Origin of the sequence: Phyllobacterium sp. A18/5-2, from assembly GCF_025452215.1 — a bacterium.
GTDB classification, from domain to species: Bacteria; Pseudomonadota; Alphaproteobacteria; order Rhizobiales; family Rhizobiaceae; genus Phyllobacterium; species Phyllobacterium sophorae.
On the sequence record NZ_CP104966.1, the window covers coordinates 1,333,064 to 1,353,957 of the forward strand.

General features: G+C 56.7%; 25 protein-coding genes and 2 pseudogenes. 17 read left to right on the forward strand and 10 right to left on the reverse strand.

Annotation, left to right across the window (positions count from 1 at the left end; translation table 11 throughout):
• The first annotated feature begins 5 nt into the window (after positions 1 to 5).
• Positions 6 to 722 (forward strand): DNA polymerase III subunit epsilon, encoded by a 717-nt coding sequence (gene dnaQ / locus N8E89_RS06675; protein WP_106662188.1) that lies wholly within the window; start codon positions 6 to 8, stop codon positions 720 to 722.
• A gap of 47 nt (positions 723 to 769) precedes the next feature.
• Here the strand turns inward: dnaQ and secB are convergent, their stop codons facing one another.
• The gene (gene secB / locus N8E89_RS06680; protein WP_262261507.1) at positions 770 to 1,276 is read right to left on the reverse strand and encodes a protein-export chaperone SecB; all 507 of its coding nucleotides are present in this window, start codon (positions 1,274 to 1,276) and stop codon (positions 770 to 772) included.
• Between the two features lie 119 nt (positions 1,277 to 1,395).
• Entirely contained in the window at positions 1,396 to 1,881 is a 486-nt protein-coding gene (locus N8E89_RS06685) for an FxsA family protein (RefSeq protein WP_262261509.1), read from the reverse strand.
• Between the two features lie 177 nt (positions 1,882 to 2,058).
• Between N8E89_RS06685 and N8E89_RS06690 the strand changes: the two genes are divergently transcribed.
• From N8E89_RS06690 to N8E89_RS06705, 4 genes are read left to right on the forward strand one after another with little or no spacing between them, the layout of a single operon-like run.
• The gene (locus N8E89_RS06690) at positions 2,059 to 2,754 is read left to right on the forward strand and encodes a Tim44/TimA family putative adaptor protein (RefSeq protein WP_106662607.1); all 696 of its coding nucleotides are present in this window, start codon (positions 2,059 to 2,061) and stop codon (positions 2,752 to 2,754) included.
• A 23-nt stretch (positions 2,755 to 2,777) separates the two neighbouring features.
• Positions 2,778 to 3,878, forward strand: a complete 1,101-nt coding sequence (locus N8E89_RS06695; RefSeq protein ID WP_410010360.1) for a murein transglycosylase A — start codon at positions 2,778 to 2,780, stop codon at positions 3,876 to 3,878.
• On the forward strand, positions 3,875 to 4,432 hold the full coding sequence (locus N8E89_RS06700; protein WP_262261511.1) for a Smr/MutS family protein: 558 nt from the start codon (positions 3,875 to 3,877) through the stop codon (positions 4,430 to 4,432). Before N8E89_RS06695 ends, N8E89_RS06700 begins: the two co-directional genes overlap by 4 nt.
• Complete coding sequence (locus tag N8E89_RS06705) at positions 4,429 to 4,800, forward strand: type II toxin-antitoxin system RelB family anti-toxin (RefSeq protein WP_106662191.1); 372 nt, start codon at positions 4,429 to 4,431, stop codon at positions 4,798 to 4,800. The genes N8E89_RS06700 and N8E89_RS06705 overlap by 4 nt, the downstream gene beginning before the upstream one ends.
• Positions 4,801 to 4,809: 9 nt before the next feature.
• On the opposite strand, the gene N8E89_RS06710 is transcribed toward N8E89_RS06705, so the two are convergent.
• The 4 genes and pseudogenes from N8E89_RS06710 to hslV all read right to left on the reverse strand — a co-directional run bounded on the left by N8E89_RS06710 (position 4,810) and on the right by hslV (position 8,298).
• The gene (locus tag N8E89_RS06710) at positions 4,810 to 5,772 is read right to left on the reverse strand and encodes a DUF1402 family protein (protein WP_106662609.1); all 963 of its coding nucleotides are present in this window, start codon (positions 5,770 to 5,772) and stop codon (positions 4,810 to 4,812) included.
• A gap of 143 nt (positions 5,773 to 5,915) precedes the next feature.
• Positions 5,916 to 7,237, reverse strand: a pseudogene (hslU, locus tag N8E89_RS06715) (ATP-dependent protease ATPase subunit HslU).
• The gene (locus N8E89_RS06720; RefSeq protein WP_113172641.1) at positions 7,218 to 7,754 is read right to left on the reverse strand and encodes a GNAT family N-acetyltransferase; all 537 of its coding nucleotides are present in this window, start codon (positions 7,752 to 7,754) and stop codon (positions 7,218 to 7,220) included. The pseudogene hslU and the gene N8E89_RS06720 overlap by 20 nt, the downstream one beginning before the upstream one ends.
• On the reverse strand, positions 7,744 to 8,298 hold the full coding sequence (hslV, locus tag N8E89_RS06725; RefSeq protein ID WP_113172680.1) for an ATP-dependent protease subunit HslV: 555 nt from the start codon (positions 8,296 to 8,298) through the stop codon (positions 7,744 to 7,746). The genes N8E89_RS06720 and hslV overlap by 11 nt, the downstream gene beginning before the upstream one ends.
• A gap of 198 nt (positions 8,299 to 8,496) precedes the next feature.
• Between hslV and hisB the strand changes: the two genes are divergently transcribed.
• From hisB to coaA, 7 genes are read left to right on the forward strand one after another with little or no spacing between them, the layout of a single operon-like run.
• Positions 8,497 to 9,105 (forward strand): imidazoleglycerol-phosphate dehydratase HisB, encoded by a 609-nt coding sequence (hisB, locus tag N8E89_RS06730; RefSeq protein WP_113172640.1) that lies wholly within the window; start codon positions 8,497 to 8,499, stop codon positions 9,103 to 9,105.
• 15 nt (positions 9,106 to 9,120) lie between these two features.
• Positions 9,121 to 9,615: a DUF2628 domain-containing protein gene (locus N8E89_RS06735; protein ID WP_106662195.1), complete on the forward strand. Its 495-nt coding sequence runs from the start codon at positions 9,121 to 9,123 to the stop codon at positions 9,613 to 9,615.
• 2 nt (positions 9,616 to 9,617) lie between these two features.
• On the forward strand, positions 9,618 to 10,268 hold the full coding sequence (gene hisH / locus N8E89_RS06740) for an imidazole glycerol phosphate synthase subunit HisH (RefSeq protein ID WP_106662196.1): 651 nt from the start codon (positions 9,618 to 9,620) through the stop codon (positions 10,266 to 10,268).
• Positions 10,265 to 11,008 (forward strand): 1-(5-phosphoribosyl)-5-[(5-phosphoribosylamino)methylideneamino]imidazole-4-carboxamide isomerase, encoded by a 744-nt coding sequence (gene hisA, locus N8E89_RS06745; protein WP_113172639.1) that lies wholly within the window; start codon positions 10,265 to 10,267, stop codon positions 11,006 to 11,008. Before hisH ends, hisA begins: the two co-directional genes overlap by 4 nt.
• On the forward strand, positions 11,005 to 11,790 hold the full coding sequence (hisF, locus tag N8E89_RS06750) for an imidazole glycerol phosphate synthase subunit HisF (RefSeq protein ID WP_106662198.1): 786 nt from the start codon (positions 11,005 to 11,007) through the stop codon (positions 11,788 to 11,790). Before hisA ends, hisF begins: the two co-directional genes overlap by 4 nt.
• 16 nt (positions 11,791 to 11,806) lie before the next feature.
• On the forward strand, positions 11,807 to 12,130 hold the full coding sequence (locus tag N8E89_RS06755) for a phosphoribosyl-ATP diphosphatase (protein ID WP_113172638.1): 324 nt from the start codon (positions 11,807 to 11,809) through the stop codon (positions 12,128 to 12,130).
• Between the two features lie 2 nt (positions 12,131 to 12,132).
• Entirely contained in the window at positions 12,133 to 13,134 is a 1,002-nt protein-coding gene (gene coaA, locus N8E89_RS06760; RefSeq protein WP_262261515.1) for a type I pantothenate kinase, read from the forward strand.
• On the opposite strand, the gene N8E89_RS06765 is transcribed toward coaA, so the two are convergent.
• The 4 genes and pseudogenes from N8E89_RS06765 to N8E89_RS06780 form a co-directional block, all read right to left on the reverse strand.
• Complete coding sequence (locus N8E89_RS06765; RefSeq protein WP_106662612.1) at positions 13,121 to 13,735, reverse strand: alpha-ketoglutarate-dependent dioxygenase AlkB family protein; 615 nt, start codon at positions 13,733 to 13,735, stop codon at positions 13,121 to 13,123. The genes coaA and N8E89_RS06765 overlap by 14 nt on opposite strands.
• Before the next feature lie 72 nt (positions 13,736 to 13,807).
• Positions 13,808 to 14,266 carry a peptidoglycan-binding protein LysM gene (gene lysM / locus N8E89_RS06770; protein ID WP_106662200.1) on the reverse strand — a complete coding sequence of 153 codons (459 nt, stop codon included), beginning with the start codon at positions 14,264 to 14,266 and terminating at the stop codon, positions 13,808 to 13,810.
• A gap of 107 nt (positions 14,267 to 14,373) precedes the next feature.
• Positions 14,374 to 14,812 (reverse strand): annotated as a pseudogene (arfB, locus tag N8E89_RS06775) (alternative ribosome rescue aminoacyl-tRNA hydrolase ArfB).
• A gap of 116 nt (positions 14,813 to 14,928) precedes the next feature.
• Positions 14,929 to 16,542: a phosphoenolpyruvate carboxykinase gene (locus tag N8E89_RS06780; protein WP_113172636.1), complete on the reverse strand. Its 1,614-nt coding sequence runs from the start codon at positions 16,540 to 16,542 to the stop codon at positions 14,929 to 14,931.
• A gap of 308 nt (positions 16,543 to 16,850) precedes the next feature.
• On the opposite strand from N8E89_RS06780, the gene N8E89_RS06785 reads away from it, so the two are divergent.
• The 5 genes from N8E89_RS06785 (at position 16,851) to N8E89_RS06805 (ending at position 20,883) form a co-directional block, all read left to right on the forward strand.
• A complete protein-coding gene (locus N8E89_RS06785; RefSeq protein WP_162707175.1) occupies positions 16,851 to 17,570 on the forward strand; it encodes a response regulator transcription factor in 720 nt (239 codons plus the stop codon).
• A 144-nt stretch (positions 17,571 to 17,714) separates the two neighbouring features.
• Positions 17,715 to 19,502, forward strand: a complete 1,788-nt coding sequence (locus N8E89_RS06790; protein WP_106662204.1) for a sensor histidine kinase — start codon at positions 17,715 to 17,717, stop codon at positions 19,500 to 19,502.
• Positions 19,502 to 19,960, forward strand: coding sequence for an HPr kinase/phosphorylase (locus N8E89_RS06795; RefSeq protein ID WP_262261516.1), 459 nt, complete (start codon positions 19,502 to 19,504; stop codon positions 19,958 to 19,960). Before N8E89_RS06790 ends, N8E89_RS06795 begins: the two co-directional genes overlap by 1 nt.
• A 182-nt stretch (positions 19,961 to 20,142) precedes the next feature.
• Positions 20,143 to 20,544, forward strand: coding sequence for a PTS sugar transporter subunit IIA (locus N8E89_RS06800; RefSeq protein ID WP_100000814.1), 402 nt, complete (start codon positions 20,143 to 20,145; stop codon positions 20,542 to 20,544).
• A gap of 24 nt (positions 20,545 to 20,568) precedes the next feature.
• Positions 20,569 to 20,883 carry an HPr family phosphocarrier protein gene (locus tag N8E89_RS06805; RefSeq protein ID WP_106662206.1) on the forward strand — a complete coding sequence of 105 codons (315 nt, stop codon included), beginning with the start codon at positions 20,569 to 20,571 and terminating at the stop codon, positions 20,881 to 20,883.
• Positions 20,884 to 20,894: the final 11 nt, after the last annotated feature.

A 20,894-nucleotide genomic window follows, 5' to 3' on the forward strand; every position in this document is an offset into this window, starting at 1 on the left:
ATTCCATGCGCGAAATTATATTCGATACGGAGACGACAGGGCTTGACCGGCTGGATGACCGGGTCATCGAAATTGGCGGCGTCGAACTGGTAAACCGCTTCCCGACAGGCCGCACATTTCACGTCTATATCAATCCCGAGGGCAAGGTTGTGCATCCGGACGCGCTGGCCGTGCACGGCATCAGCAATGACCAGCTTGCCGACAAGCCGCTTTTCGCCGGCATCCTCCATGATTTCCTCGATTTCATCGATGGCGCCAAGCTGATCGCGCACAATGCGATGTTCGATATGGGCTTCATCAATGCGGAACTAAATCGCCTTGGACATCCACCGATACACAATGATCGCGTGGTTGACACGTTGGCGCTTGCGCGGCGAAAGCACCCGATGGGCCCGAATTCTCTCGATGCTTTGTGCCGTCGCTATGGCATCGACAACAGCCACCGGACCATGCACGGCGCGCTGCTGGACTCGCAGCTTCTCGCGGAAGTGTATATCGAGCTGATCGGCGGCAAGCAGGCGGCATTGGGCCTCACGATTGCAGAGCAATCCAACAACCAACAGACCAGCGATGCATCGGGACCGATCGTGATATCACGCCGGCCTGTACCGCTTGCGCCACGTCTGACCGAATCGGAGAAACTGGCCCACGCCAAACTGGTGGAAAAGATTGGTGAGAAAGCCATCTGGAACGAGCGCCGCGCCGCCGTTGAACTCCAATAAAAAACCCGGGCCTGGACCCGGGTTCTCACTGTCTCGAAACAGCTGGCTTAGCTGACTTTCGCCTTGGCCTGTTCTTCGGCCATGCGCTGCTGGAACATCTGCGCGAAATCGATCGGGTCGATCATCAGCGGCGGGAAACCGCCATTGCGCGTCGCCTCGGCAATGATCTGACGGGCGAACGGGAACAGCAGGCGCGGGCATTCGATGAACAGCAGCGGCAGCAAATGCTCCTGCGGGAAACCGACAAGACGGAAAACGCCTCCATAGACGAGTTCCGCGTTGAAGAGGACTTCCTTGCCTTCACCGGCTTTGGCCGTCAGCGTCAGAACTACATCAAAGTCGTTCTCCGCAATTGGATTGGCATTGACGTTGACATTGATGCTGATGCCGGGAGCCTTGTCGCGCGGCCGCAAAGACAGCGGAGCGCCGGGGCTCTCGAAAGACAGGTCCTTCACATACTGTGCCAGTATATTCAACGACTGCTGCTGGCCAGTTCCCTCGCCATTGGTCACTTCATTGCCGTTCCCGGCCTTTTCATCAGGCTTTTGAGCCATTGTCTGGAAACCTTCTTCTGTTACGTCCGTTATGCACGGTATCGAATGAATGATGGCTCGCTAGCATGTGTGCCTTAGCGAGGCAAGGCACGCACTCTAATCCTATCGTTTCATTCCGGCTACGGCTTGGGGTTCCATGGGGAGTCCGGGTCGGGCTTACGGGAATATTCTTGGGGATCGAGTTCGATAACCCGGTCCTTTCGACGCGATGCTCCGGATCCAGATGTTCCATGGCTGCCGGGCCGCATCACAACCACCCGGTCGCTGACGAAGCGCCAGCCAATGTCTCGCACCGCCGGTATGAACAGCAGGAGACCGATAATGTCGGTGATGAAGCCAGGAATGATCAACAGGAATGCGGCAAAGACCAGCATCACGCCGTGAACGAGCTCGCGTTTTGGCGTTCGGCCAGCGGCTGTTTCCTCGCGAATTTTCCGAATGAGCCCAAATCCTTGAAAACGCAGCAGGAAGACGCCGAGAAAGATCGACAGGACGATAAGACCGAGCGTTGCCAGCACGCCGATCTCGCTGCCGACCACAATAAAACCGGCGATTTCCAGAAACGGCAGCGCCAGAAAGAGCAAAGGCACGAGAGACGATCGCAAACTAATTTACCTTTCGAATGAGATATCCGGTTATTATCCATACCCGGCGTCAATTTCATGCCTATATAGGCAAGCAAGATGAGCATTTGTATGATTGCCTCTGGCAATCTATATGATTTTGGTATTTCGGCAGAAGATCGAAGGCCGTAACGAACTTTGGGATGAATGGCAGGCGACATGGAATATTTGGACTTTGGAACGATTTTTTTCTTCGTGGCGGCAGTGGTGATCTTCCTCCAGCTGCGCAAGGTCCTTGGCCGGCGCACCGGCAACGAACGCCCTCCATTCAATCCTTATACGCGTACCGCCGAAGTCGATGACAAGACAAAGCCAGGCGACAATGTCGTTTCCCTGCCGCGGCGTGGTGAAGTGAAGGAAAGCAGCTTCGAAAAAGTTGATGCGATCGCCAAGCCCGGCACGCCGCTGAATGACGGTTTGCGTGCGATTCAGAACGTCGACCCTTCGTTCGAACCCTCAAAATTTCTTGAGGGCTCGAAGATGGCCTACGAAATGATCGTCATGTCATTTGCCGACGGCGATCGCAAGACACTCAAATCCTTGCTATCCCGCGAAGTCTTCGACGGTTTCGTCGCTGCGATTGCTGACCGGGAATCGCGCGGTGAGAAAGTGCAGTCGTCGTTTGTTGGCATCAACAAGGCGGAGATCATTGGTGCGGAGATGAAGGGCACCGAGTCCCACGTCACCGTCCGAATTATCAGCGAGCTGATTTCGGCAACGCTCGACAAGGACGGCAACGTGATCGATGGCGACAAGGAATCCGTTGCCGAGGTCAAGGATGTCTGGACCTTCGCCCGTGACACACGTTCGAAAGATCCCAATTGGAAGCTGGTCGCGACCGAAGCCGAAGATTGATCAGCGATTGAGACGTAATGGCCATGCTGTCACCCCTGTTCAAGCCGGTGGATTTCAAAGACTGTCCTGGCTGGGATGACGACAGGCAATTGGAAGCCTTCGGTGCGTTCGTTCGATCGGCGGAGCGTGTCCGCGAAAAGCCCTACAAGTCCGGCGCACTCGGTATCAGTTTCGAGGCACTCGCTCCCATTTTTGCTGATTCACGTGAAACATTGGTCGAAACCGATCAGCAGGCACGGAATTTTTTCGAGAAATGGTTTCGTCCCGCTCTCGTAACAAGCACTGAACCAAACGATGGTTTCGTCACCGGTTTCTACGAACCGCAGGTCATTGCCTCTCCCGTTCGCACCGAGCGGTTTGTGGTTCCGTTTCTCCGCCGCCCTGACGATCTCGTTGATGTCGATGACGGCAATCGACCCGATGGGCTTGATCCCTATTTTGCCTTTGCCCGGCAAACGCCAGCAGGGCTTGTCGAATATTTTGACCGTCCTGCAATTGAAAGCGGCGCTCTGAACGACCGGGGCCTGGAAATCGCGTTCGTCGAAAGTCCTGTGGACGCCTTCTTTGTGCATGTTCAGGGCGCGGCTCAGTTGAAGATGACCGATGGGACCCTGCGCCGCATCACCTATGCAGCGAAAACGGGGCATCGTTTCACCGGGATTGGCAAGATCCTGCTCGACAGCGGCGAGATTGCGCCTGAAAATATGTCCATGCGGTCGATCTGCAGCTGGCTTGCCGATCATCAGGAAAAAGCCCGCGCGCTCATGTGGAACAACCGGTCCTATATTTTCTTCCGCGAAGCCGACGTGGAGGACGAGTCGCTTGGCCCGATTGCTGCCGCAAAGGTGCCGCTGACCGGCGGCCGGTCGCTCGCCGTTGATCGGCTGCTGCATACGTTCGGGACGCCATTCTACATCCACGCCCCCGATCTGAAGGCTTTTGGTGGCGACTGCTTTGCCCGTCTGATGATTGCCCAGGATACCGGATCGGCCATTGTCGGTCCCGCACGCGGCGACCTATTCGCCGGTTCCGGTGATGCTGCAGGTGAGATCGCGGGTGGTATCCGCAACAAAGCTGATTTCTATGCTCTGGTTCCGCGTTCGCTTCTGGCTCAACAGCTATGAAGAAGAAGGTGGTTCAAGACGAGTTTGCTACACTCGAAGACCGGATCCTCTGGGAAACGGTAGCAAAGACCGCGCGTCCGCTGAAGGGCAAGGAAAAGCCGACCTTCCTGATCGCCACGCCAAAGCAACCGGCGCCACTTCATCCATCGGCCCCTGATACCGCCAGACCCGCAGCATCGCCCGCGCCAAAGCCTGGCCTTCAACCTGCCAATCGCCTGCACCCCATCGATCGGCCGACGCACCGGAAAATAGCAAAGGGCCGCGTCGATATCGAAGCCCGGATCGATTTGCATGGTCTCACCCAAAGCGAGGCCTATGGTTTGCTTCTTGGATTCCTGCAGCGCGCGCATCTGCGAAAGTTGCGCCATGTCCTGGTGATCACCGGCAAGGGATCGTCCATGGGCAGCGACGGGGTGCTGCGTCAGGCCGTGCCCCTATGGTTCGCAACGCACGCCTTCCGCATCCTGGTCAATGGCTATGAAGATGCAGCGCGCAATCATGGCGGAACCGGCGCAATCTATGTGCGTATGCGCCGGCCAATGGAGATGCCATGACCCCGTTCGGCGAGAAACTCCGAGACCTGCGTGCCGAACGTGGCATTTCGCAAAAGGACATGGCCAAGGCAATCGGTGTATCTGCGGCATATCTTTCGGCACTGGAACACGGAAAACGTGGTCAGCCAACATGGGACAAGCTGCAGCGCATTATCCAGTATTTCAATATTATCTGGGACGAAGCAGAAGAGCTGCAACGATTGGCGATGATATCGGACCCCCGCATCACGATCGATACGGGTGGTCTTTCACCCGTAGTGACGGAACTTGCCAATCTCCTGGCGGCGAAAATCCGCGAGATTGACACAGACATGGCCAAGAGCCTGATCCAGAAGTTGAAAACCTTGCCGGAAAAACGCAGACGCTAGGTCCTTCGATCAGAAAAGCGTCTGCAACTGATTGATCTTTTCGTTGACCAGCCAGCCATAATAGTTCTCTTCCGGCAGTTGGAGCGCCTCACCGTTAGCGAGCCGGGCCGCATTGGCATTGGCCAGCGCATGCGCGCGGCTGTCCGCGCCACCGGTATTGTAAAGGGTCGCGGTGATGCCCGGATTATTGGAGATGTCGAAATCAGCGATGCGGCGATAGACGTCGATCGAATGTTTCAGTGCTGCCGCCATGTAGGGCAGCGTCAGATCCGGGTCCATGATCGTCTTGTAGACATCGGCGGCATGGTCTGCATCGAGCTTTGGCAGGCCGGAATAACGGTTGACCATGTCGGTCATTTGCAGGGCAATCAAAGGGCTGAGCTGGCCAAGGCCAAAGCTCTGTCCCGCGTAAAACGGCTGGAAGAATACGGCACTGAATCGCTTGTCGGGGAAGCCCTTGCCGTCGACAGTCTTGCCACGGAAGTCCTGTTCCCAGACATCTTCGCGGCAGGTCCAGAGCCGCAGGCTATCCTTGAACTGCGCACAAGAGGCGAATTGCGGCCGCTTGACAAACGTACCAATGCTCTCGCCCTGGTAGTCGAAGCTTAAACCCTGCTGCACGTAGGAAATTGCCTTTACATAATAGGTTTGCAAGCGGTCATAGGCGTCAACATTATAGGTGTGTTCGCCAATAAGCGCGCCGACGATATGAACGGGATCGATGCCATAGGTGCGGGCAACGCTGGCTATCTTCGACCGCAGTTTGGAATCGCTTTTCAATAGATTGTAAATCTTCTCATACTTCGCTTCGTAGGTCGTGTTCATCTCGCGCGTCCGCTTGGCGGATGCGGCGGGAACGCCGGGCTGGCTCGCGTTGCGGTTGCCTTCCGGCACGACAGTTACGGCTGCAGCCGGTTGCATGGCGGAGAGCAAAAAACAACTTGTCGCGAAAAGGATCAGGTGGCGTTTCATCATCGGTCCAAAGTTTCGGTCAGGCGCTCCGAATAACGTCTTGCTTCTCCGAAAGCCAGAAAAACCTCACCGCCAGCATTGCTGAATCGCAAGAATGCCCCCTCGCAGCTCAAGGGGGCATTGGTCACATGCGATGCGTCACCCTAGAGGATGAAGCGCGACAAATCCGCATTTTTGGCGAGATCTCCAACGGTCTCGCGGACATATTTGGCATCGATTGTATGCTCGGCACCGGATTTATCTGGTGCATTGAACGAAATGTCGTCGAGCACACGTTCCATCACCGTCTGCAGGCGCCGCGCACCGATATTCTCCACCGTCGAATTGAGGTCGACGGCGATATCCGCCAAAGCGTCGATCGCATCATCGGTAATGTTGAGCGTAACCTCTTCGGTCGCCATCAATGCAATATATTGCTTCAGCAGGCTGGCTTCCGGCTCGGTCAGGATACGCCGCATGTCATCGCGCGTCAGGGCGCTGAGTTCGACACGGATCGGGAGACGCCCCTGCAATTCCGGCAGAAGGTCCGACGGTTTGGAAACATGAAAAGCGCCTGACGCGATAAACAGGATATGGTCGGTCTTGATCGGACCGTATTTGGTCGCGACCGTTGTTCCTTCCACCAGCGGCAGCAAGTCGCGTTGGACACCTTCACGTGACACGCCGGCTCCGACGCCGCCATCACGAGCGGCGATCTTGTCGATCTCGTCAAGGAAGACGATGCCATCATCCTCGGCCGACCGCAACGCTTCCTGAGTAATCTGTTCCTGATCGAGCAGCTTGTCCGACTCGTCATTGATCAGCACGGAATAAGATTCCTTGACGGTGGTCTTGACGGTTTTGGTTCGTCCGCCCATGGCCTTGCCCAACATGTCGCTGAGATTGAGCACACCGATGTTGGCGCCCGGCATACCCGGAAGCTCGAAATTTGGCATACCCGAACCGGTATCCGCGACTTCGACCTCGATTTCCTTGTCGTCTATAAGTCCGTCGCGCAGCTTCTTGCGGAAGCTGTCGCGTGTCGCCGGGCTCGCGGTCTTGCCAACCAGTGCATCCAGCACACGCTCTTCCGCATTCATATGCGCCTTTGCCTTCACCTCTTCGCGTTTCCTTTCACGCACAAGGCCGATGGCGACTTCTACCAGATCGCGGATGATCTGCTCGACGTCCCGGCCGACATAACCGACTTCGGTGAACTTGGTCGCTTCCACCTTGATGAAGGGTGCTCCAGCCAGCTTGGCCAGGCGGCGGGAAATTTCCGTCTTGCCGACGCCCGTCGGTCCGATCATCAGGATGTTCTTTGGCATGACCTCTTCGCGCATCTGGCCTTCCAGCGCTGGCGGCGCCAGCGATTGCGCAATGCGATGGCGACGGCACGTTTCGCATCATTCTGACCGATAATGTAGCGGTCGAGTTCAGAGACGATTTCGCGGGGGAAAATGTTGTCATTGTATTCTCGTTTCATCTGGCCATAGTTCAGGATTGTCTCGCGCCATTAACAGGGCGGGACCGTAAATTGATGTGCGGGTGTCGAAAGCAATGAAGCCCGCCTTCTTGTATGCCTTGATAGCCTGCTCGTTGGCGGGATCCGGATCGACGATCACGCGAGGCACGCCTTCTTCAAACAGCAGCGATACGAACTCGTCGAGCAGCCGGGCCCCATGGCCCTTGCCGATCAAATCGGGTTCACCGATGAACTGGTCGAGGCCGAGCGTACCGGTCGGCTGATCCTGGTACGGATGATCATCTTCCAGATGTGGGTCATAGGTCTGGAGATAACCGATGGCTTCGTCGCCAAGCATGATGATAAACGGCTCGACCGAGACGCTGTCCAAATGCTCCACAATCAATGCCATCTCATCCTCGGGATCTTCGCCCCACCATTTCGCCACATGCGGTTCTGCCAGCCAATCCGAGATCATGTTCAGGTGGCGTGGCTCAACCGGTATGAAGCGATAGTGGTAGTCGGACTCATTCGGCATCGATGGTCTCGAGTGTGACGCTCGTGTTCGTGTAAATGCAGATGTCGGCAGCAATCTGCATGGCGCGGCGGGCAATCTCTTCAGCGCTCAAGTCCGTATCAGCGAGCGCCCGTGCAGCCGCCAGCGCATAATTGCCGCCGGAACCGATAGCCATGATACCATGCTCAGGCTCGAGCACATCGCCGGTGCCGGTAAGCGCCAGCGTCACCGACTTGTCCGCGACAAGCATCATCGCTTCGAGACGGCGCAGATATCGATCGGTCCGCCAATCCTTGGCAAGCTCGACGCAGGCGCGCATCAGCTGATCGGGATATTGTTCGAGTTTGCTTTCGAGCCGCTCAAGCAGGGTGAAGGCATCGGCGGTTGCGCCAGCAAAACCGGCTATGACGTTTCCTTTGCCGATGCGGCGTACCTTGCGGGCATTGCCTTTCATGACGGTGTTGCCGAGACTGACCTGTCCGTCACCGGCGATGACCACCTTACCGTTCTTGCGGACGGTGACAATCGTCGTGCCATACATCGTCGAGGGATTGTGTTCTTGCATATTCAGCTCCTTCAAGCGGATTCGATTATGCTCCAATTGGCTGCAGATCGAACCCCTTATGTGACACTTATGTATGAAGCAGTCACGGAATTGCAAATGGCCATTCGAAGCTGCGCCATCAAAGCATTTGGAGATTCGCCGTTCGTGTTTTAGAAGGCCTCAATCAAGCTTCCAGAACCCAAGGGGCGGGAAACAGCAATGACCAACGTCAGCACACGCAGTGCCAGGATCGAGCGTAGCACCAAGGAAACCAGTATTGCCGTTTCGGTCAATCTGGATGGGACAGGCAGATTCGACATTTCCACCGGCGTTGGCTTCTTTGATCATATGCTGGAGCAGCTCTCGCGTCATTCGCTGATCGACATGGACATCAAGGCGAAAGGCGATCTGCATATCGATGACCACCATACGGTCGAGGACGCAGGCATCGCCGTAGGACAGGCTATCGCCAAGGCGCTGGGTGACCGGCGTGGTATCAACCGCTATGCTTCCCTTGATCTCGCCATGGATGAAACGTTGACACGTGCCGCGCTCGACGTCTCGGGACGGCCTTTTCTCATATGGCAGGTGGAGTTCTCAAGCCCGAAGATCGGAACATTCGATACGGAGCTGGTGCGGGAATTTTTCCAGGCACTGGCGCAGAATGCCGGTATCACCTTGCATGTGTCGACCCTCTATGGTGCCAATAATCACCATATTGCCGAGACCTGTTTCAAGGCGGTTGCGCGCGCGCTGCGCAGCGCCATCGAAACCGATCCGCGCCAGAAGGATGCCATTCCTTCAACCAAGGGCACGCTGAACGGCTGACGAGAGGGCTGAGACATGGCCAGTTTCCTTGTATTGGCACCACGGCCGCAGAATGGCCAGCGTGACGACGACAGCACTGTTTTCATACGGGATGGTTTTGCCTTCCTGGCTTTCGTGCTGCCGGTCCCTTGGCTGCTGGTGCACCGGCTATGGTTCGAGGCGGCGCTCGTGATGGGATTGACGGTCGTGATTTCAGCTGTGGGCAATTTGACCGGTCACGACAATATGGCGGCCTTCGCCACGGCGCTGCTATCGCTTTTGGTGGGGTTCGAGGCGAATAACTGGCGGGCGTCGCGGCTTGAACGGCGCGGGTTTGAACAGATAGGAATTGTTGATTCAGACAGTGCGGCGGATGCCGAAACCGCATGGTTTCTCGGGCCGAAATTCGCCCCGGCAATGATGCGGCAGGAGGCGGCTGGTCCCAAAGTGGTTATGCCGCCGCTTCGAGGCGGACCAAATCCGGTACTCGGTAGCATGGTGGGGCTGGTCAGCCACCGGGGAGACAATTGAACATGCGTGTCGCCATAATCGATTATGGTTCCGGTAATCTTCGATCGGCCACCAAGGCTTTCGAACGGGCAGCGCGGGAAAGCGGCATCAATGCGACGATTGATCTGACCGACGATGCATCTCGGGTGCGCACCGCCGATCGTATTGTCCTGCCGGGCGTTGGCGCCTACGCCGATTGCCGCCGCGGGCTTCATGCTGTCGAGGGCATGGTCGATGCCATTCACGAGGTGGCGGTGGAAAAGGCACGGCCATTCCTTGGCATCTGCGTTGGCATGCAGTTGATGTCGTCGCGCGGTCTGGAGAAGACGATCTCCACCGGATTCGACTGGATCAAGGGTGATGTCCGCGAGATGGTGCCATCAGATCCAGCGCTGAAGATTCCACAGATTGGCTGGAACACCATACGTCTCACTCGTCCGCATCCGCTGTTCGATGGGATCAAGACGGGGCCGCAGGGCCTGCACGCCTATTTCGTCCATTCCTATTTTCTTGATGCCGAGATTGAAAATGACGTGGTTGCCGTCACTGACTATGGCGGGACAGTCACCGCTGCCGTAGCCAACGACAATATGGCCGGGACGCAGTTTCATCCGGAAAAGAGCCAGGCGCTGGGCCTCGCCCTCATTGCCAATTTTCTGAGGTGGAATCCGTGATCCTTTTTCCTGCAATCGATCTGAAAGACGGTCAGTGTGTGCGCCTCAAGCTTGGCGATATGGATCAGGCCACGGTCTACAATGCCGATCCAGCTGCACAGGCCAAAGCTTTTGAGACGCAAGGCTTTGAATGGTTGCATGTGGTCGATCTGAACGGTGCCTTTGCCGGTCAGTCCGTCAACGGTGCTGCGGTTGATGCGATCCTCAAGGCCACGAAAAATCCTGTACAGCTTGGCGGCGGTATCCGCACGCTCGATCATATAGAGGACTGGCTGGCAAAGGGGCTCTCCCGTGTCATTCTTGGGACGGTCGCCGTTCGCGATCCGGCGCTTGTTATCGAGGCCTGCAAGCATTTTCCCGGCAAGGTGGCGGTTGGCATCGACGCCAAGGGCGGCAAGGTTGCCGTTGAAGGCTGGGCAGAAGCCTCGACACTCGGCGTTGTCGAGCTGGCGAAGAAGTTCGAAGGCGCTGGCGTCGCTGCGATCATCTATACGGATATCGACCGCGACGGTGTTCTCGCCGGCATCAACTGGGAATCGACGCTGCAACTGGCAGAGACAGTCGCCATTCCGGTCATCGCGTCGGGCGGCCTTGCCTCGATCGCCGATATCGTCCGCATGACCATGCCGGATGCGAAGAAGCTTGAAGGCGCGATCTCCGGCCGCGCGCTCTATGATGGCCGGATTGACCCAGCGGAAGCGCTGCAGGTCCTTCGCGAAGCACGGGAGCGCGCCGCATGACCCTCAAAGCCCGTGTTATACCCTGTCTCGACGTGAAAGACGGACGTGTCGTCAAGGGCGTCAACTTTGTCGATCTCATTGACGCCGGTGATCCTGTCGAGGCGGCGAAGGCCTACGATGCAGCAGGGGCGGATGAGCTCTGCTTTCTCGACATCACCGCTTCGTCGGATAATCGCGAGACGATTTTCGATGTTGTCGCCCGCACGGCCGAGCAATGTTTCATGCCGCTGACGGTCGGTGGTGGGGTGCGTACTGTTGGCGACATTCGCAAGCTGCTGCTCGCAGGCGCCGACAAGGTTTCGATCAACACAGCGGCAGTGAACAATCCTGAGTTTATTGCCGAAGCGGCCGACAAGTTCGGCAATCAATGCATTGTCGTTGCCATCGACGCCAAGAAAGTGTCACACGCGGGCGAGACAGACCGCTGGGAGATTTTCACCCATGGCGGACGGCAGGCGACGGGCATCGATGCAGTGGAATTTGCCCGCAAGGTGGTCGATCTCGGCGCAGGCGAAATCCTACTGACCTCGATGGACCGGGATGGCTCGAAGATCGGGTATGATATCCCGGTGACGCGCGCCATTGCCGATGCGGTTCGTGTGCCAGTAATCGCATCGGGCGGCGTCGGCAATCTCGATCATATGGTCGAAGGCATTCTCGAGGGTCACGCTTCGGCCGTGCTGGCCGCATCGATTTTCCACTTTGGCACCTATACGATCAGCGAGGCGAAAGCCCATATGGCGGCAGCGGGTATTCCGATGCGCCTCGACCCCGTCCGCTGAATGGAGAAATGCTTTCATGACCGCATTCACCCTCGCTGATCTCGAACGCATTGTGGCGGAACGCGCCGCCTCAGCGGATGTCAAATCCTATACGGCCAGTCTCTACGCCAAGGGCATTGGCAAGGCCAGCCAGAAACTGGGAGAAGAGGCGGTTGAAACCGTCATTGCAGCGGTTTCCGGCGACAGGCAGGGTGTTGTTTCGGAAAGTGCAGATTTGCTCTATCATCTCATCGTCGTTCTCGGGATTTCCGGCATAAAGCTTGAGGAAATCCTCGAGGAACTCGACCGGCGGACGGCTCAGACCGGAATCGAAGAAAAAGCCGCGCGAGGACATGACTGATCATGTTCAAAGCACCGGCATTCGTACGGCAGACGGAAGGGGAAGTCGTGGATCAGTTGGCACCCAGCGAGTTTTCGCCCTACCGGTTCTTCAGCGCCGAGCGCTGGGCAGAATTTCGTGCCGACACGCCAATGACGTTGACCTATGACGAGGTCAAGCGTCTGCGTTCTTTGGGGGACCCGATCGATCTCGATGAGGTGAGCCGGATTTATCTTTCGCTGTCGCGGTTGCTTTCCGCACATGTGGAGGCAAGTCAGCTGCTGTTCTACCAGCGCCGGCAGTTTCTCAACACCGGCGACGCCTTCAAGACGCCGTTCATCATCGGCATTGCCGGTTCGGTGGCGGTCGGTAAATCCACCACCGCGCGTGTCCTGAAAGAATTGCTGGCCCGCTGGCCATCGAGCCCGAAGGTCGATCTGGTAACCACCGACGGGTTCCTCTATCCGAACGAGGTCCTGCGCGCCAAGGGCCTGATGGAGCGCAAGGGCTTTCCGGAGAGCTATGATGTCGGCATGGTCCTGCGCTTCCTGTCGCAGATCAAGGCCGGCCAGCGCAATGTCAACGCGCCGCTCTATTCACACCTGACCTACGACGTGCTGCCGGGTGAATTTCAAACAGTGGATGCACCCGATATACTGATCTTCGAGGGCATCAACGTACTTCAGGTTCGCGATCTGCCCGAAGACGGCAAGATGGTACCGTTCGTCTCGGATTTTTTCGATTTTTCCATCTATATCGATGCGGATGAAGAGCAGATCCACAAATGGTACATCAGCCGTTTCATGCGGCTGCGGGAAACGGCGTTCAAGGATCCGAGCTCATTCTTCCATCGCTATTCGACTATTTCGGATGATTCTGCCCTCACTATCGGCGAAAGCCTGTGGGCCAACATCAATCTGAAGAATTTGAGAGAAAACATCCTTCCGACCCGGCCGCGTGCTGATCTGATCCTGCGCAAGGGCGACAATCACCTCGTCGAGGAAGTCGCGCTCAGGAAGCTGTGACCCGGCGCAAAGTGAGATTTATCCGCCCTGGGCTCTTCAGCAGCGTCGACGTGCCCGGATAAATACGATCGACACCATGGAACGCCAGACGGCCCTCGCCACCGAGAACAATCACATCGCCGCTTGATAGCCGTATCGACTGTGTCTTGTCTTTGCGATTTGCACCGCCGAAGCGGAACAGGCAGGCGTCGCCGAGCGACACGGAAACGACCGGCGCCTGAAAGTTTTGCTCGTCACGATCCTGGTGCAGGCCCATCTTTGCCGTTTCCGAATAGAAATTCACCAGGCAGGCTTCCGGCGGCAGCGGAAAGTCACCGACCGCCTGCCACAGTGCCAGCAGGCGCGGCGGAATGGCCGGCCAAGGCTTCTGCGTCACCGGATGCCGCGCTTGATAGCGGTAGCCCGACTCCTTGTCGGTGACCCAGCCAAGCGGGCCGCAATTGGTCATGCGCACGCTCATTTCCTTGCCGGTTTTCGGCATGGCTGGGACATAGAGTGGTGCTTCAGTGACGACACCTCGGATGTCCTCCACCAGCACCGCCTGTTCGGCCGGATCGAAATGATCCGGATAGTAGCGAATGCCGGGTGCAAGCAGGAGCATCGGATTGGGCGCGGCTTTCGAAAGCAACGGCCCGGCTGCAAGCAGAGCCGGGCGATTGCGTAAGGGTTAGACTCAGTCGAGCGGCGGGATACGCAGTACCTGACCCGGATAGATCTTGTCGGGATGGCTCAGCATCGGCTTGTTGGCTTCGAAGATAACCGTGTTCTTCGCGCCTTTGCCTTTGCCATATTGGGACTCGGCGATCTTCCACAGATTGTCGCCTTTCTTCACCGTGTAGAACACGGCTGCCTTGGTGACGGAACCGGTGGTTGTCTCATCAACCTTCAATCCGTCAGTCTCTACCTTGGAGATACCGAGCGAGTTACCAACGGCAATGATGGCCTTTTCAAGAATTTCCTGGTTGGTGACATTGCCTTTCAGGACTGCCTTGTCGCCTTCAACAACGACCTGGACATTGTCCGTGCCAAGCTTGTGCGAATCCAGCTCTTTCTTCAGCGCCTCTGCGTCGGGCTCGTCATCGCCGATGCCGATTTTCTTTCCTACGGATTTAACGAAATCAAATAGTCCCATGTCTGGCTCCTTGTTGATTGTTCAAACCGACAGATGCTGTTGTGGCACTCCGCGAAGAGCTTGAAAAGCCGAGAATAACGGGCGCAGTTAATATTAGGGACGCGCGCTCAATCTCCTTTGACCCTGCCACGCATTTTTTTCACATCGGCACGGCCGGATTTTGCTTTGAGGCGGCGTTCGATGGAGCCCTTCGTTGGCCGCGTCTTCTTGCGGGGCGGCGGCGGTGGTTCAGCCGCCTTCGCAACCAGCGCAATCATGCGTTCGAGCGCATCCTGACGGTTGCGTTCCTGTGTCCGAAAGCGATTGGCTTCAATGAGCACATCGCCATCCTTGGTCGCTTTCTGGCCGGCAAGCTTTATCAGCCGTGCAAACACATCATCCGGCAGCCCCGCTCGCGCGGCCAGAAACCGCAATTGCACCGCTGTGGAGACCTTGTTGACGTTTTGTCCGCCAGGACCAGCCGAGCGAATGAAATTTTCCTCCAGATCGTCCTCGTCAATCCAGATCTCGATTGGTGATTTTTATTCGGCTCCGGCTCTCTTCCATGACTGGATTGGTAAACCAAACTTTGATTCTGAGCAAAGCATCAGAAAATTGCCGCATATGCAAAAGGCCCCGTTGTTTGCAACGGGGCCTTTTGGATTGTCAGGATTGCCGTGGAATTACTCCGCGGCGACCGGTGTGTGCGGGGCAGCGGCCTTGATATCGCTATCGACGTGACTTTCGAACTTGCCGAAATTGCGAATGAACATATCGACCAGCTTGTTTGCCTGAACATCGTAGCCGGCCTTGTCCACCCAGGTCGAACGCGGATCTAGAATGGCCTCATCGACGCCTGGCACGGAAACCGGGACAGCAAAGCCGAAATTCGGATCCGTGCGAAACTGGACATTCTTTAGCGAACCGTCCAGCGCCGCCGTCAGCAGTGCGCGGGTGGCCTTGATTGGCATGCGCTTGCCTGTCCCGTAAGCGCCGCCGGTCCAGCCCGTATTCACGAGCCAGCAATCGACGCCGTGATCGGCAATGAGCTGGCGCAGGAGATTGCCATATTCCGAGGGGTGACGCGGCATGAACGGGGCGCCGAAGCAGGTTGAGAACGTCGCCTCTGGCTCGGTCACGCCGCGTTCGGTGCCGGCGACCTTGGCGGTATAGCCGGACAGGAAGTGGTACATGGCCTGCGCCGGGGTAAGCTTGGCGATGGGCGGCATTACGCCAAAGGCATCAGCGGTCAGCATGATGATGTTCTTTGGGTGCCCGGCCTTGCCGGACTTCGATGCATTTGGAATGAAATCGAGTGGGTAGGCGCACCGCGTGTTTTCCGTCAACGAGCCGTCATTGAAATCCGGCTGGCGGTTTTCATCGAGAACGACGTTTTCAAGTACGGTGCCGAAACGCTGGGTCGTTGCAAAGATTTCCGGCTCGGCTTCGGCTGAAAGGCGAATCGTCTTGGCATAGCAGCCGCCCTCGAAATTGAAGACGCCGTGTTCGCCCCAGCCATGCTCGTCATCGCCGATCAATGTACGGCTCGGATCGGCCGAAAGTGTCGTCTTGCCCGTGCCCGACAGGCCGAAGAAGACAGCAGTGTCGCCATCCGGGCCTTCATTGGCCGAGCAATGCATAGGCATGACGCCCTTGGCCGGCAGAATGTAGTTAAGTGCGGTGAACACCGATTTCTTCATCTCGCCCGCATAGGCCGAGCCACCGATGAGCACGATCAAACGCTTCAGATCGACGGCGATAACCGTTTCCGTCCGTGTGCCATGTCTTGCCGGGTCAGCACGAAATGACGGCAGGTCGATAATGGTCATCTGCGGCACGAAGCTTGTGAGCGATCCCCGCTCCGGACGGATCAGCAAGTTGCGAATGAACAGCGAATGCCAGGCGAATTCGGTGATCACACGAGTGTTCAGTTTGTAATCTTCATCGGCACCGCCGACCAGATCCTGGACGAACAGTTCTTTGCCTTTTGCCTGCTCCATGAAGTCCGCGTAGAGGAGCTCGAAAGCCTCAGGCGACATGGGTGAATTGTTTTCCCACCAGACGTGATCTTCGGTTGATCCGTCGCGGACAACAAACTTATCCTTTGGCGAACGGCCGGTGTGCTGGCCGGTGCGGGCAACAAGTGCACCCTGTGCCGTCAATTCTGCTTCACCCCGGCGCAATGTCTCCTCATAAAGCTCTGCTGCTCCGAGATTATAATAGACCGCCGAAAGCCCCTTCAAGCCTGAGGTGCCGAGCGCGATCGCCGCGTTGTGAATACCGGTCTCTCTAGTCATGTGTCCGCCGTTGTTAAGATGGTTCAAGGGTAAAGTTCGGATTATGCCGCACCTCGCATCTTCCAACGGGAATGCGGTCATACTTGGTCAAAAGCAGAAAAATTGAATACTATCAAATGTTTAATCGATTTAAAGAATTTAAATTTTTTTAAATCGGTTTAAGTAAGAGAAATTTCCGCGATTCTTCCGTGCGCGTAAAAGTAACCAAATGTGGTGAAGATGACATCACTCGCGAACTGTGCCACATTTTGTACCTAATTTGTCCGGCACAAGCAGCCTCAATGTAATGGCACAAGGAAAGGCAGGGCATGAGGGAAGTACCCGCAATGCAGACAATCGCGCTCGTCGATGACGATCGCAACATTCTGACCTCCGTATCGATCGCGCTTGAATCCGAAGGCTACCGGGTCGAGACTTATACCGATGGCGCGTCCGCGCTCGATGGTTTGATGGCCCGTCCGCCAAATCTTGCCATATTCGACATCAAGATGCCGCGGATGGATGGGATGGAGCTCTTGCGCCGCCTGCGCCAGAAATCCGATCTGCCGGTGATCTTCCTCACATCAAAAGATGATGAGATCGACGAACTCTTCGGCCTTAAGATGGGCGCCGATGATTTCATCACCAAACCGTTCTCACAGCGGTTGCTGGTCGAGCGGGTCAAGGCAGTCCTGCGCCGTGTCGCGGCGAGGGATACCGTGGTGAAGCCCGGCAGTCCCCAGGCAAAATCACTTGAGCGAGGCCAACTCGTCATGGATCAGGAACGTCATACCTGTACCTGGATGGGCGAGCCCGTCACTCTCACCGTAACAGAGTTCTTGATCCTGCATTCCCTGGCCCAACGACCCGGTGTCGTCAAAAGCCGTGACGCTTTGATGGATGCGGCCTATGATGAACAGGTCTATGTGGATGATCGCACCATCGACAGCCACATCAAGCGACTGCGCAAGAAGTTCAAGGTCGTCGATGACGATTTCGATATGATCGAGACCCTCTATGGCGTGGGCTATCGTTTCCGCGAAACCTGATATTGTTTGCGGGCGAATATTGCTTAATGCATGACGCGGAACCAGCCTGAGCTTTCACAGGCACGTTATCCGCGCTAAACAAGGTTGTCTCAACGCGCCGTGAATGCGATGAGGCAACGCAATTTACAAGTTTCTGAGGCAGAAATGGTAGCCGGGCTTCAAAGCGGCAATATTACGCGCAAGAGCGCCGTTATGCGCCGGAAGCGTTCGCTTGCCTTGAGGCGCTTCTTCAAGCCGCTTAATCGCGTCTTCGGCAATTACCTGTTTTCAAGCCTTACCCGGCGAATACTCTTTCTTAATCTCGCTGGCTTGGCAGTCCTTTTGTCCGGCATAATGTATCTCAATCAGTTTCGCGACGGACTGATTGATGCGCGCGTCGAAAGCCTGATGACACAGGGAGAGATCATCGCCGGCGCAATCGCCTCGTCGGCAACGGTCGACACCAACTCCATTGCGATCGATCCCGAAAAGCTCCTGGAACTACAGGCGGGTCAAAGCCTGACCCCGTCGCCGGACGTTCTGGACAATCTCGATTTTCCGATCAATCCGGAACGTGTGGCGCCGGTCCTGCGCCGGCTGATTTCGCCGACACGCACCCGGGCCCGCATTTACGATCGTGACTCGAACCTCCTGCTCGACTCCCGCCATCTTTATTCGCGCGGCCAGGTGCTGCGTTACGAGCTTCCGCCGATCGATGGCGAGGAGCCCAGTTTCTTTGAGCGTCTGACCAACCGGATGACGCGGCTTCTCCGCCGAAGCGACTTGCCGATTTATCAGGAACAGCCAGGCGGTAACGGCTCGTCCTATCCCGAAATCGTCAAGGCCCTGACCGGCTCACCGGCCACCGTTGTGCGCATGACGGAAAAAGGCGAGCAGATCGTCTCGGTTGCCGTGCCCATCCAGCGCTTCCGCGCGGTGCTTGGTGTGCTGCTGCTTTCGACAGAAGGCGGTGACATCGACAAGATCGTTCAGGGCGAACGCTTCGCGATCATCCGCGTGTTCACGGTTGCCGCGCTGGTCATGGCTATCCTGTCGCTGTTTCTGGCTTCGACCATCGCCAATCCGCTGCGCCGTCTTGCGGCAGCTGCCGATCGGGTCCGCCATGGCGTAAAGAACCGCGAAGAAATTCCCGACTTCTCCGAGCGCCAGGACGAAATCGGCCATCTTTCCACATCGATCCGCGACATGACCAATGCATTGTACGCCCGGATCGAGTCAATCGAGAGTTTTGCGGCGGATGTCAGCCACGAGTTGAAAAACCCGCTGACCTCGCTGCGCAGCGCCGTCGAGACGCTGCCGCTCGCCAAGAACGACGAGTCGCGCAAGCGGCTCATGGACGTGATTCAGCACGATGTGCGCCGCCTCGACCGTCTGATCACAGATATCTCCGATGCATCACGGCTCGATGCCGAACTCGCGCGTGAGGATTCAGAACATGTCGATCTGAAATTTCTGCTCGGCAATCTCGTTACTGCGGCGCGCGAGGTCAGGCGCAACAAAAAGGACACGCGGATCGAATTCGTGGTTGGCAAGCTTCCGAACAACAAGAAGGGCTTCTACGTTGTCGGTCATGATTTGCGCCTGGGCCAGGTCGTCTCCAACCTGATCGAGAATGCACGCTCCTTTGTTCCGGAAGAAGATGGCGTCATTACAGTCACGCTTCAGCATATGGGCGACCGTATCCGCATTCTTGTCGATGACAATGGCCCGGGCATCCGCGTTGAACAGATCGACCGGATATTTGAGCGGTTCTATACGGACCGGCCTTCTGGCGAAGCCTTTGGCCAGAATTCCGGGCTCGGCCTGTCCATCAGCCGTCAGATCATCGAGGCCCATGGCGGCACGCTGAACGCCGAGAACATTATCGATCCCAAGGATCCGGACAATTACCTCGGCGCGCGATTTATCGCTATCCTCCCGGTCGAGGTCTGATGGAAAAGCAAAGTGGTGAACTTTTGCACGCGACCGCTGTTCTGGTCGGCGACCGCGGCGTTCTGATCAGTGGGCCCTCCGGGTCGGGCAAATCGTCGATTGCGCGCGCTCTGATGGACAGGGCGTCGACCAGGGGGCTGTTTGCAGCATTGATCAGTGATGATCAATGTCAGATTTGGCGAGCGTCGGGCCGCCTGATGTGCACCACCCCCGCCGCGTTGCAAGGCGGATTGGAGGTCCGCGGTTCAGGCCTTCATTCTGTGGATTTTGAGACGGCCGCGGTCATACATCTCGTTGTTGAATTGATCGAACGAGATCATGCGGTTCGATTTGCGGATGGCGCCACGGCACAACTACAGGGTGTCGCGATCCCACACATTCTTCTACCAAAACGGGAAATCGAGGCTGCCTGCCGTGCTGTGGAAGCGAGACTTTTTTGCCCCCAGTGGAAAAAATAGCTTAACAATCCAAATAGTTGACCTATTAAGCTGCGAGAAAATGACCCTCTGTCTTGTTAACGCCATTTTTCCACTTGCCTTCACGATTCGTCCTGCCAGAATGCGACACCTGCCAAACGGGGCATTCAAGGCGCAGACAAAAGCCCAATCCAAGGGGCTGGCGCGACAGGAGCAGTTTCAGAATGATCGGACTCGTGCTTGTGACGCACGGAAGACTGGCTGAAGAATTTCATCATGCCGTGGAGCATGTTGTCGGCCAGCAGGAATATCTGGAAACCGTATCAATCGGTGCAGATGATGATATGGAACAGCGCCGGCGGGATATCGTCGATGCCGTGGCCCGGGCTGACAATGGCTCGGGCGTTATCATCCTGACAGATATGTTTGGCGGAACGCCTTCCAATCTGGCGATTTCCGTGATGGAGTCAGGGCGGATCGAAGTCATCGCCGGAGTTAATCTGCCGATGCTGATCAAGCTTTCCAGTGTCCGCGTTACCAATGACATGGCGGCGTCGTTGCGGGAAGGCCAGGATGCGGGACGGAAATATATCAACGTGGCCAGCCAGGTGCTGACAGCCAAATAGGGTTATGCCCCATAGAGGTAATAAATGCGCCTGACTGCTGAAACGACCGGCACATTTGATCCGGACAATGCCCTTGTGGAGTCATTCGAGATCATCAACCGGCGCGGGCTGCATGCGCGCGCCTCGGCAAAGTTCGTCCAGCTGGTTGATGGCTATGATGCCCACGTCCGTGTCGAAAAGGATGGCATGACGGTTGGCGGCACATCTATCATGGGTCTGATGATGCTTGCAGCCTCCCCGGGCTGCTGTATTAAGATCAGCGCTTCCGGACTTCAGGCGCCTGAAGTGATGAAGGCTCTCGGCGCTTTGATAGCTGATAAATTCGGCGAAGAAGCCTGACGTCGAACCAT

What these genes read in the sequence shown, in the direction of transcription:
- N8E89_RS06720 (WP_113172641.1), bottom strand. Translation starts at nt 7,754, where the DNA reads ATGCCGAATGAGTCCGACTACCACTATCGCTTCATACCGGTTGAGCCA.
- N8E89_RS06695 (WP_410010360.1), top strand. Translation starts at nt 2,778, where the DNA reads ATGCTGTCACCCCTGTTCAAGCCGGTGGATTTCAAAGACTGTCCTGGC.
- lysM (WP_106662200.1), bottom strand. Translation starts at nt 14,266, where the DNA reads ATGGGACTATTTGATTTCGTTAAATCCGTAGGAAAGAAAATCGGCATC.
- hisH (WP_106662196.1), top strand. Translation starts at nt 9,618, where the DNA reads ATGCGTGTCGCCATAATCGATTATGGTTCCGGTAATCTTCGATCGGCC.
- hisB (WP_113172640.1), top strand. Translation starts at nt 8,497, where the DNA reads ATGACCAACGTCAGCACACGCAGTGCCAGGATCGAGCGTAGCACCAAG.
- hisF (WP_106662198.1), top strand. Translation starts at nt 11,005, where the DNA reads ATGACCCTCAAAGCCCGTGTTATACCCTGTCTCGACGTGAAAGACGGA.
- hslV (WP_113172680.1), bottom strand. Translation starts at nt 8,298, where the DNA reads ATGCAAGAACACAATCCCTCGACGATGTATGGCACGACGATTGTCACC.
- N8E89_RS06735 (WP_106662195.1), top strand. Translation starts at nt 9,121, where the DNA reads ATGGCCAGTTTCCTTGTATTGGCACCACGGCCGCAGAATGGCCAGCGT.
- N8E89_RS06690 (WP_106662607.1), top strand. Translation starts at nt 2,059, where the DNA reads ATGGAATATTTGGACTTTGGAACGATTTTTTTCTTCGTGGCGGCAGTG.
- dnaQ (WP_106662188.1), top strand. Translation starts at nt 6, where the DNA reads ATGCGCGAAATTATATTCGATACGGAGACGACAGGGCTTGACCGGCTG.
- N8E89_RS06765 (WP_106662612.1), bottom strand. Translation starts at nt 13,735, where the DNA reads ATGCTCCTGCTTGCACCCGGCATTCGCTACTATCCGGATCATTTCGAT.
- N8E89_RS06780 (WP_113172636.1), bottom strand. Translation starts at nt 16,542, where the DNA reads ATGACTAGAGAGACCGGTATTCACAACGCGGCGATCGCGCTCGGCACC.
- N8E89_RS06800 (WP_100000814.1), top strand. Translation starts at nt 20,143, where the DNA reads ATGATCGGACTCGTGCTTGTGACGCACGGAAGACTGGCTGAAGAATTT.
- N8E89_RS06710 (WP_106662609.1), bottom strand. Translation starts at nt 5,772, where the DNA reads ATGAAACGCCACCTGATCCTTTTCGCGACAAGTTGTTTTTTGCTCTCC.
- N8E89_RS06705 (WP_106662191.1), top strand. Translation starts at nt 4,429, where the DNA reads ATGACCCCGTTCGGCGAGAAACTCCGAGACCTGCGTGCCGAACGTGGC.
- secB (WP_262261507.1), bottom strand. Translation starts at nt 1,276, where the DNA reads ATGGCTCAAAAGCCTGATGAAAAGGCCGGGAACGGCAATGAAGTGACC.
- N8E89_RS06790 (WP_106662204.1), top strand. Translation starts at nt 17,715, where the DNA reads ATGGTAGCCGGGCTTCAAAGCGGCAATATTACGCGCAAGAGCGCCGTT.
- coaA (WP_262261515.1), top strand. Translation starts at nt 12,133, where the DNA reads ATGTTCAAAGCACCGGCATTCGTACGGCAGACGGAAGGGGAAGTCGTG.
- N8E89_RS06700 (WP_262261511.1), top strand. Translation starts at nt 3,875, where the DNA reads ATGAAGAAGAAGGTGGTTCAAGACGAGTTTGCTACACTCGAAGACCGG.
- N8E89_RS06805 (WP_106662206.1), top strand. Translation starts at nt 20,569, where the DNA reads ATGCGCCTGACTGCTGAAACGACCGGCACATTTGATCCGGACAATGCC.
- N8E89_RS06755 (WP_113172638.1), top strand. Translation starts at nt 11,807, where the DNA reads ATGACCGCATTCACCCTCGCTGATCTCGAACGCATTGTGGCGGAACGC.
- N8E89_RS06785 (WP_162707175.1), top strand. Translation starts at nt 16,851, where the DNA reads ATGAGGGAAGTACCCGCAATGCAGACAATCGCGCTCGTCGATGACGAT.
- N8E89_RS06795 (WP_262261516.1), top strand. Translation starts at nt 19,502, where the DNA reads ATGGAAAAGCAAAGTGGTGAACTTTTGCACGCGACCGCTGTTCTGGTC.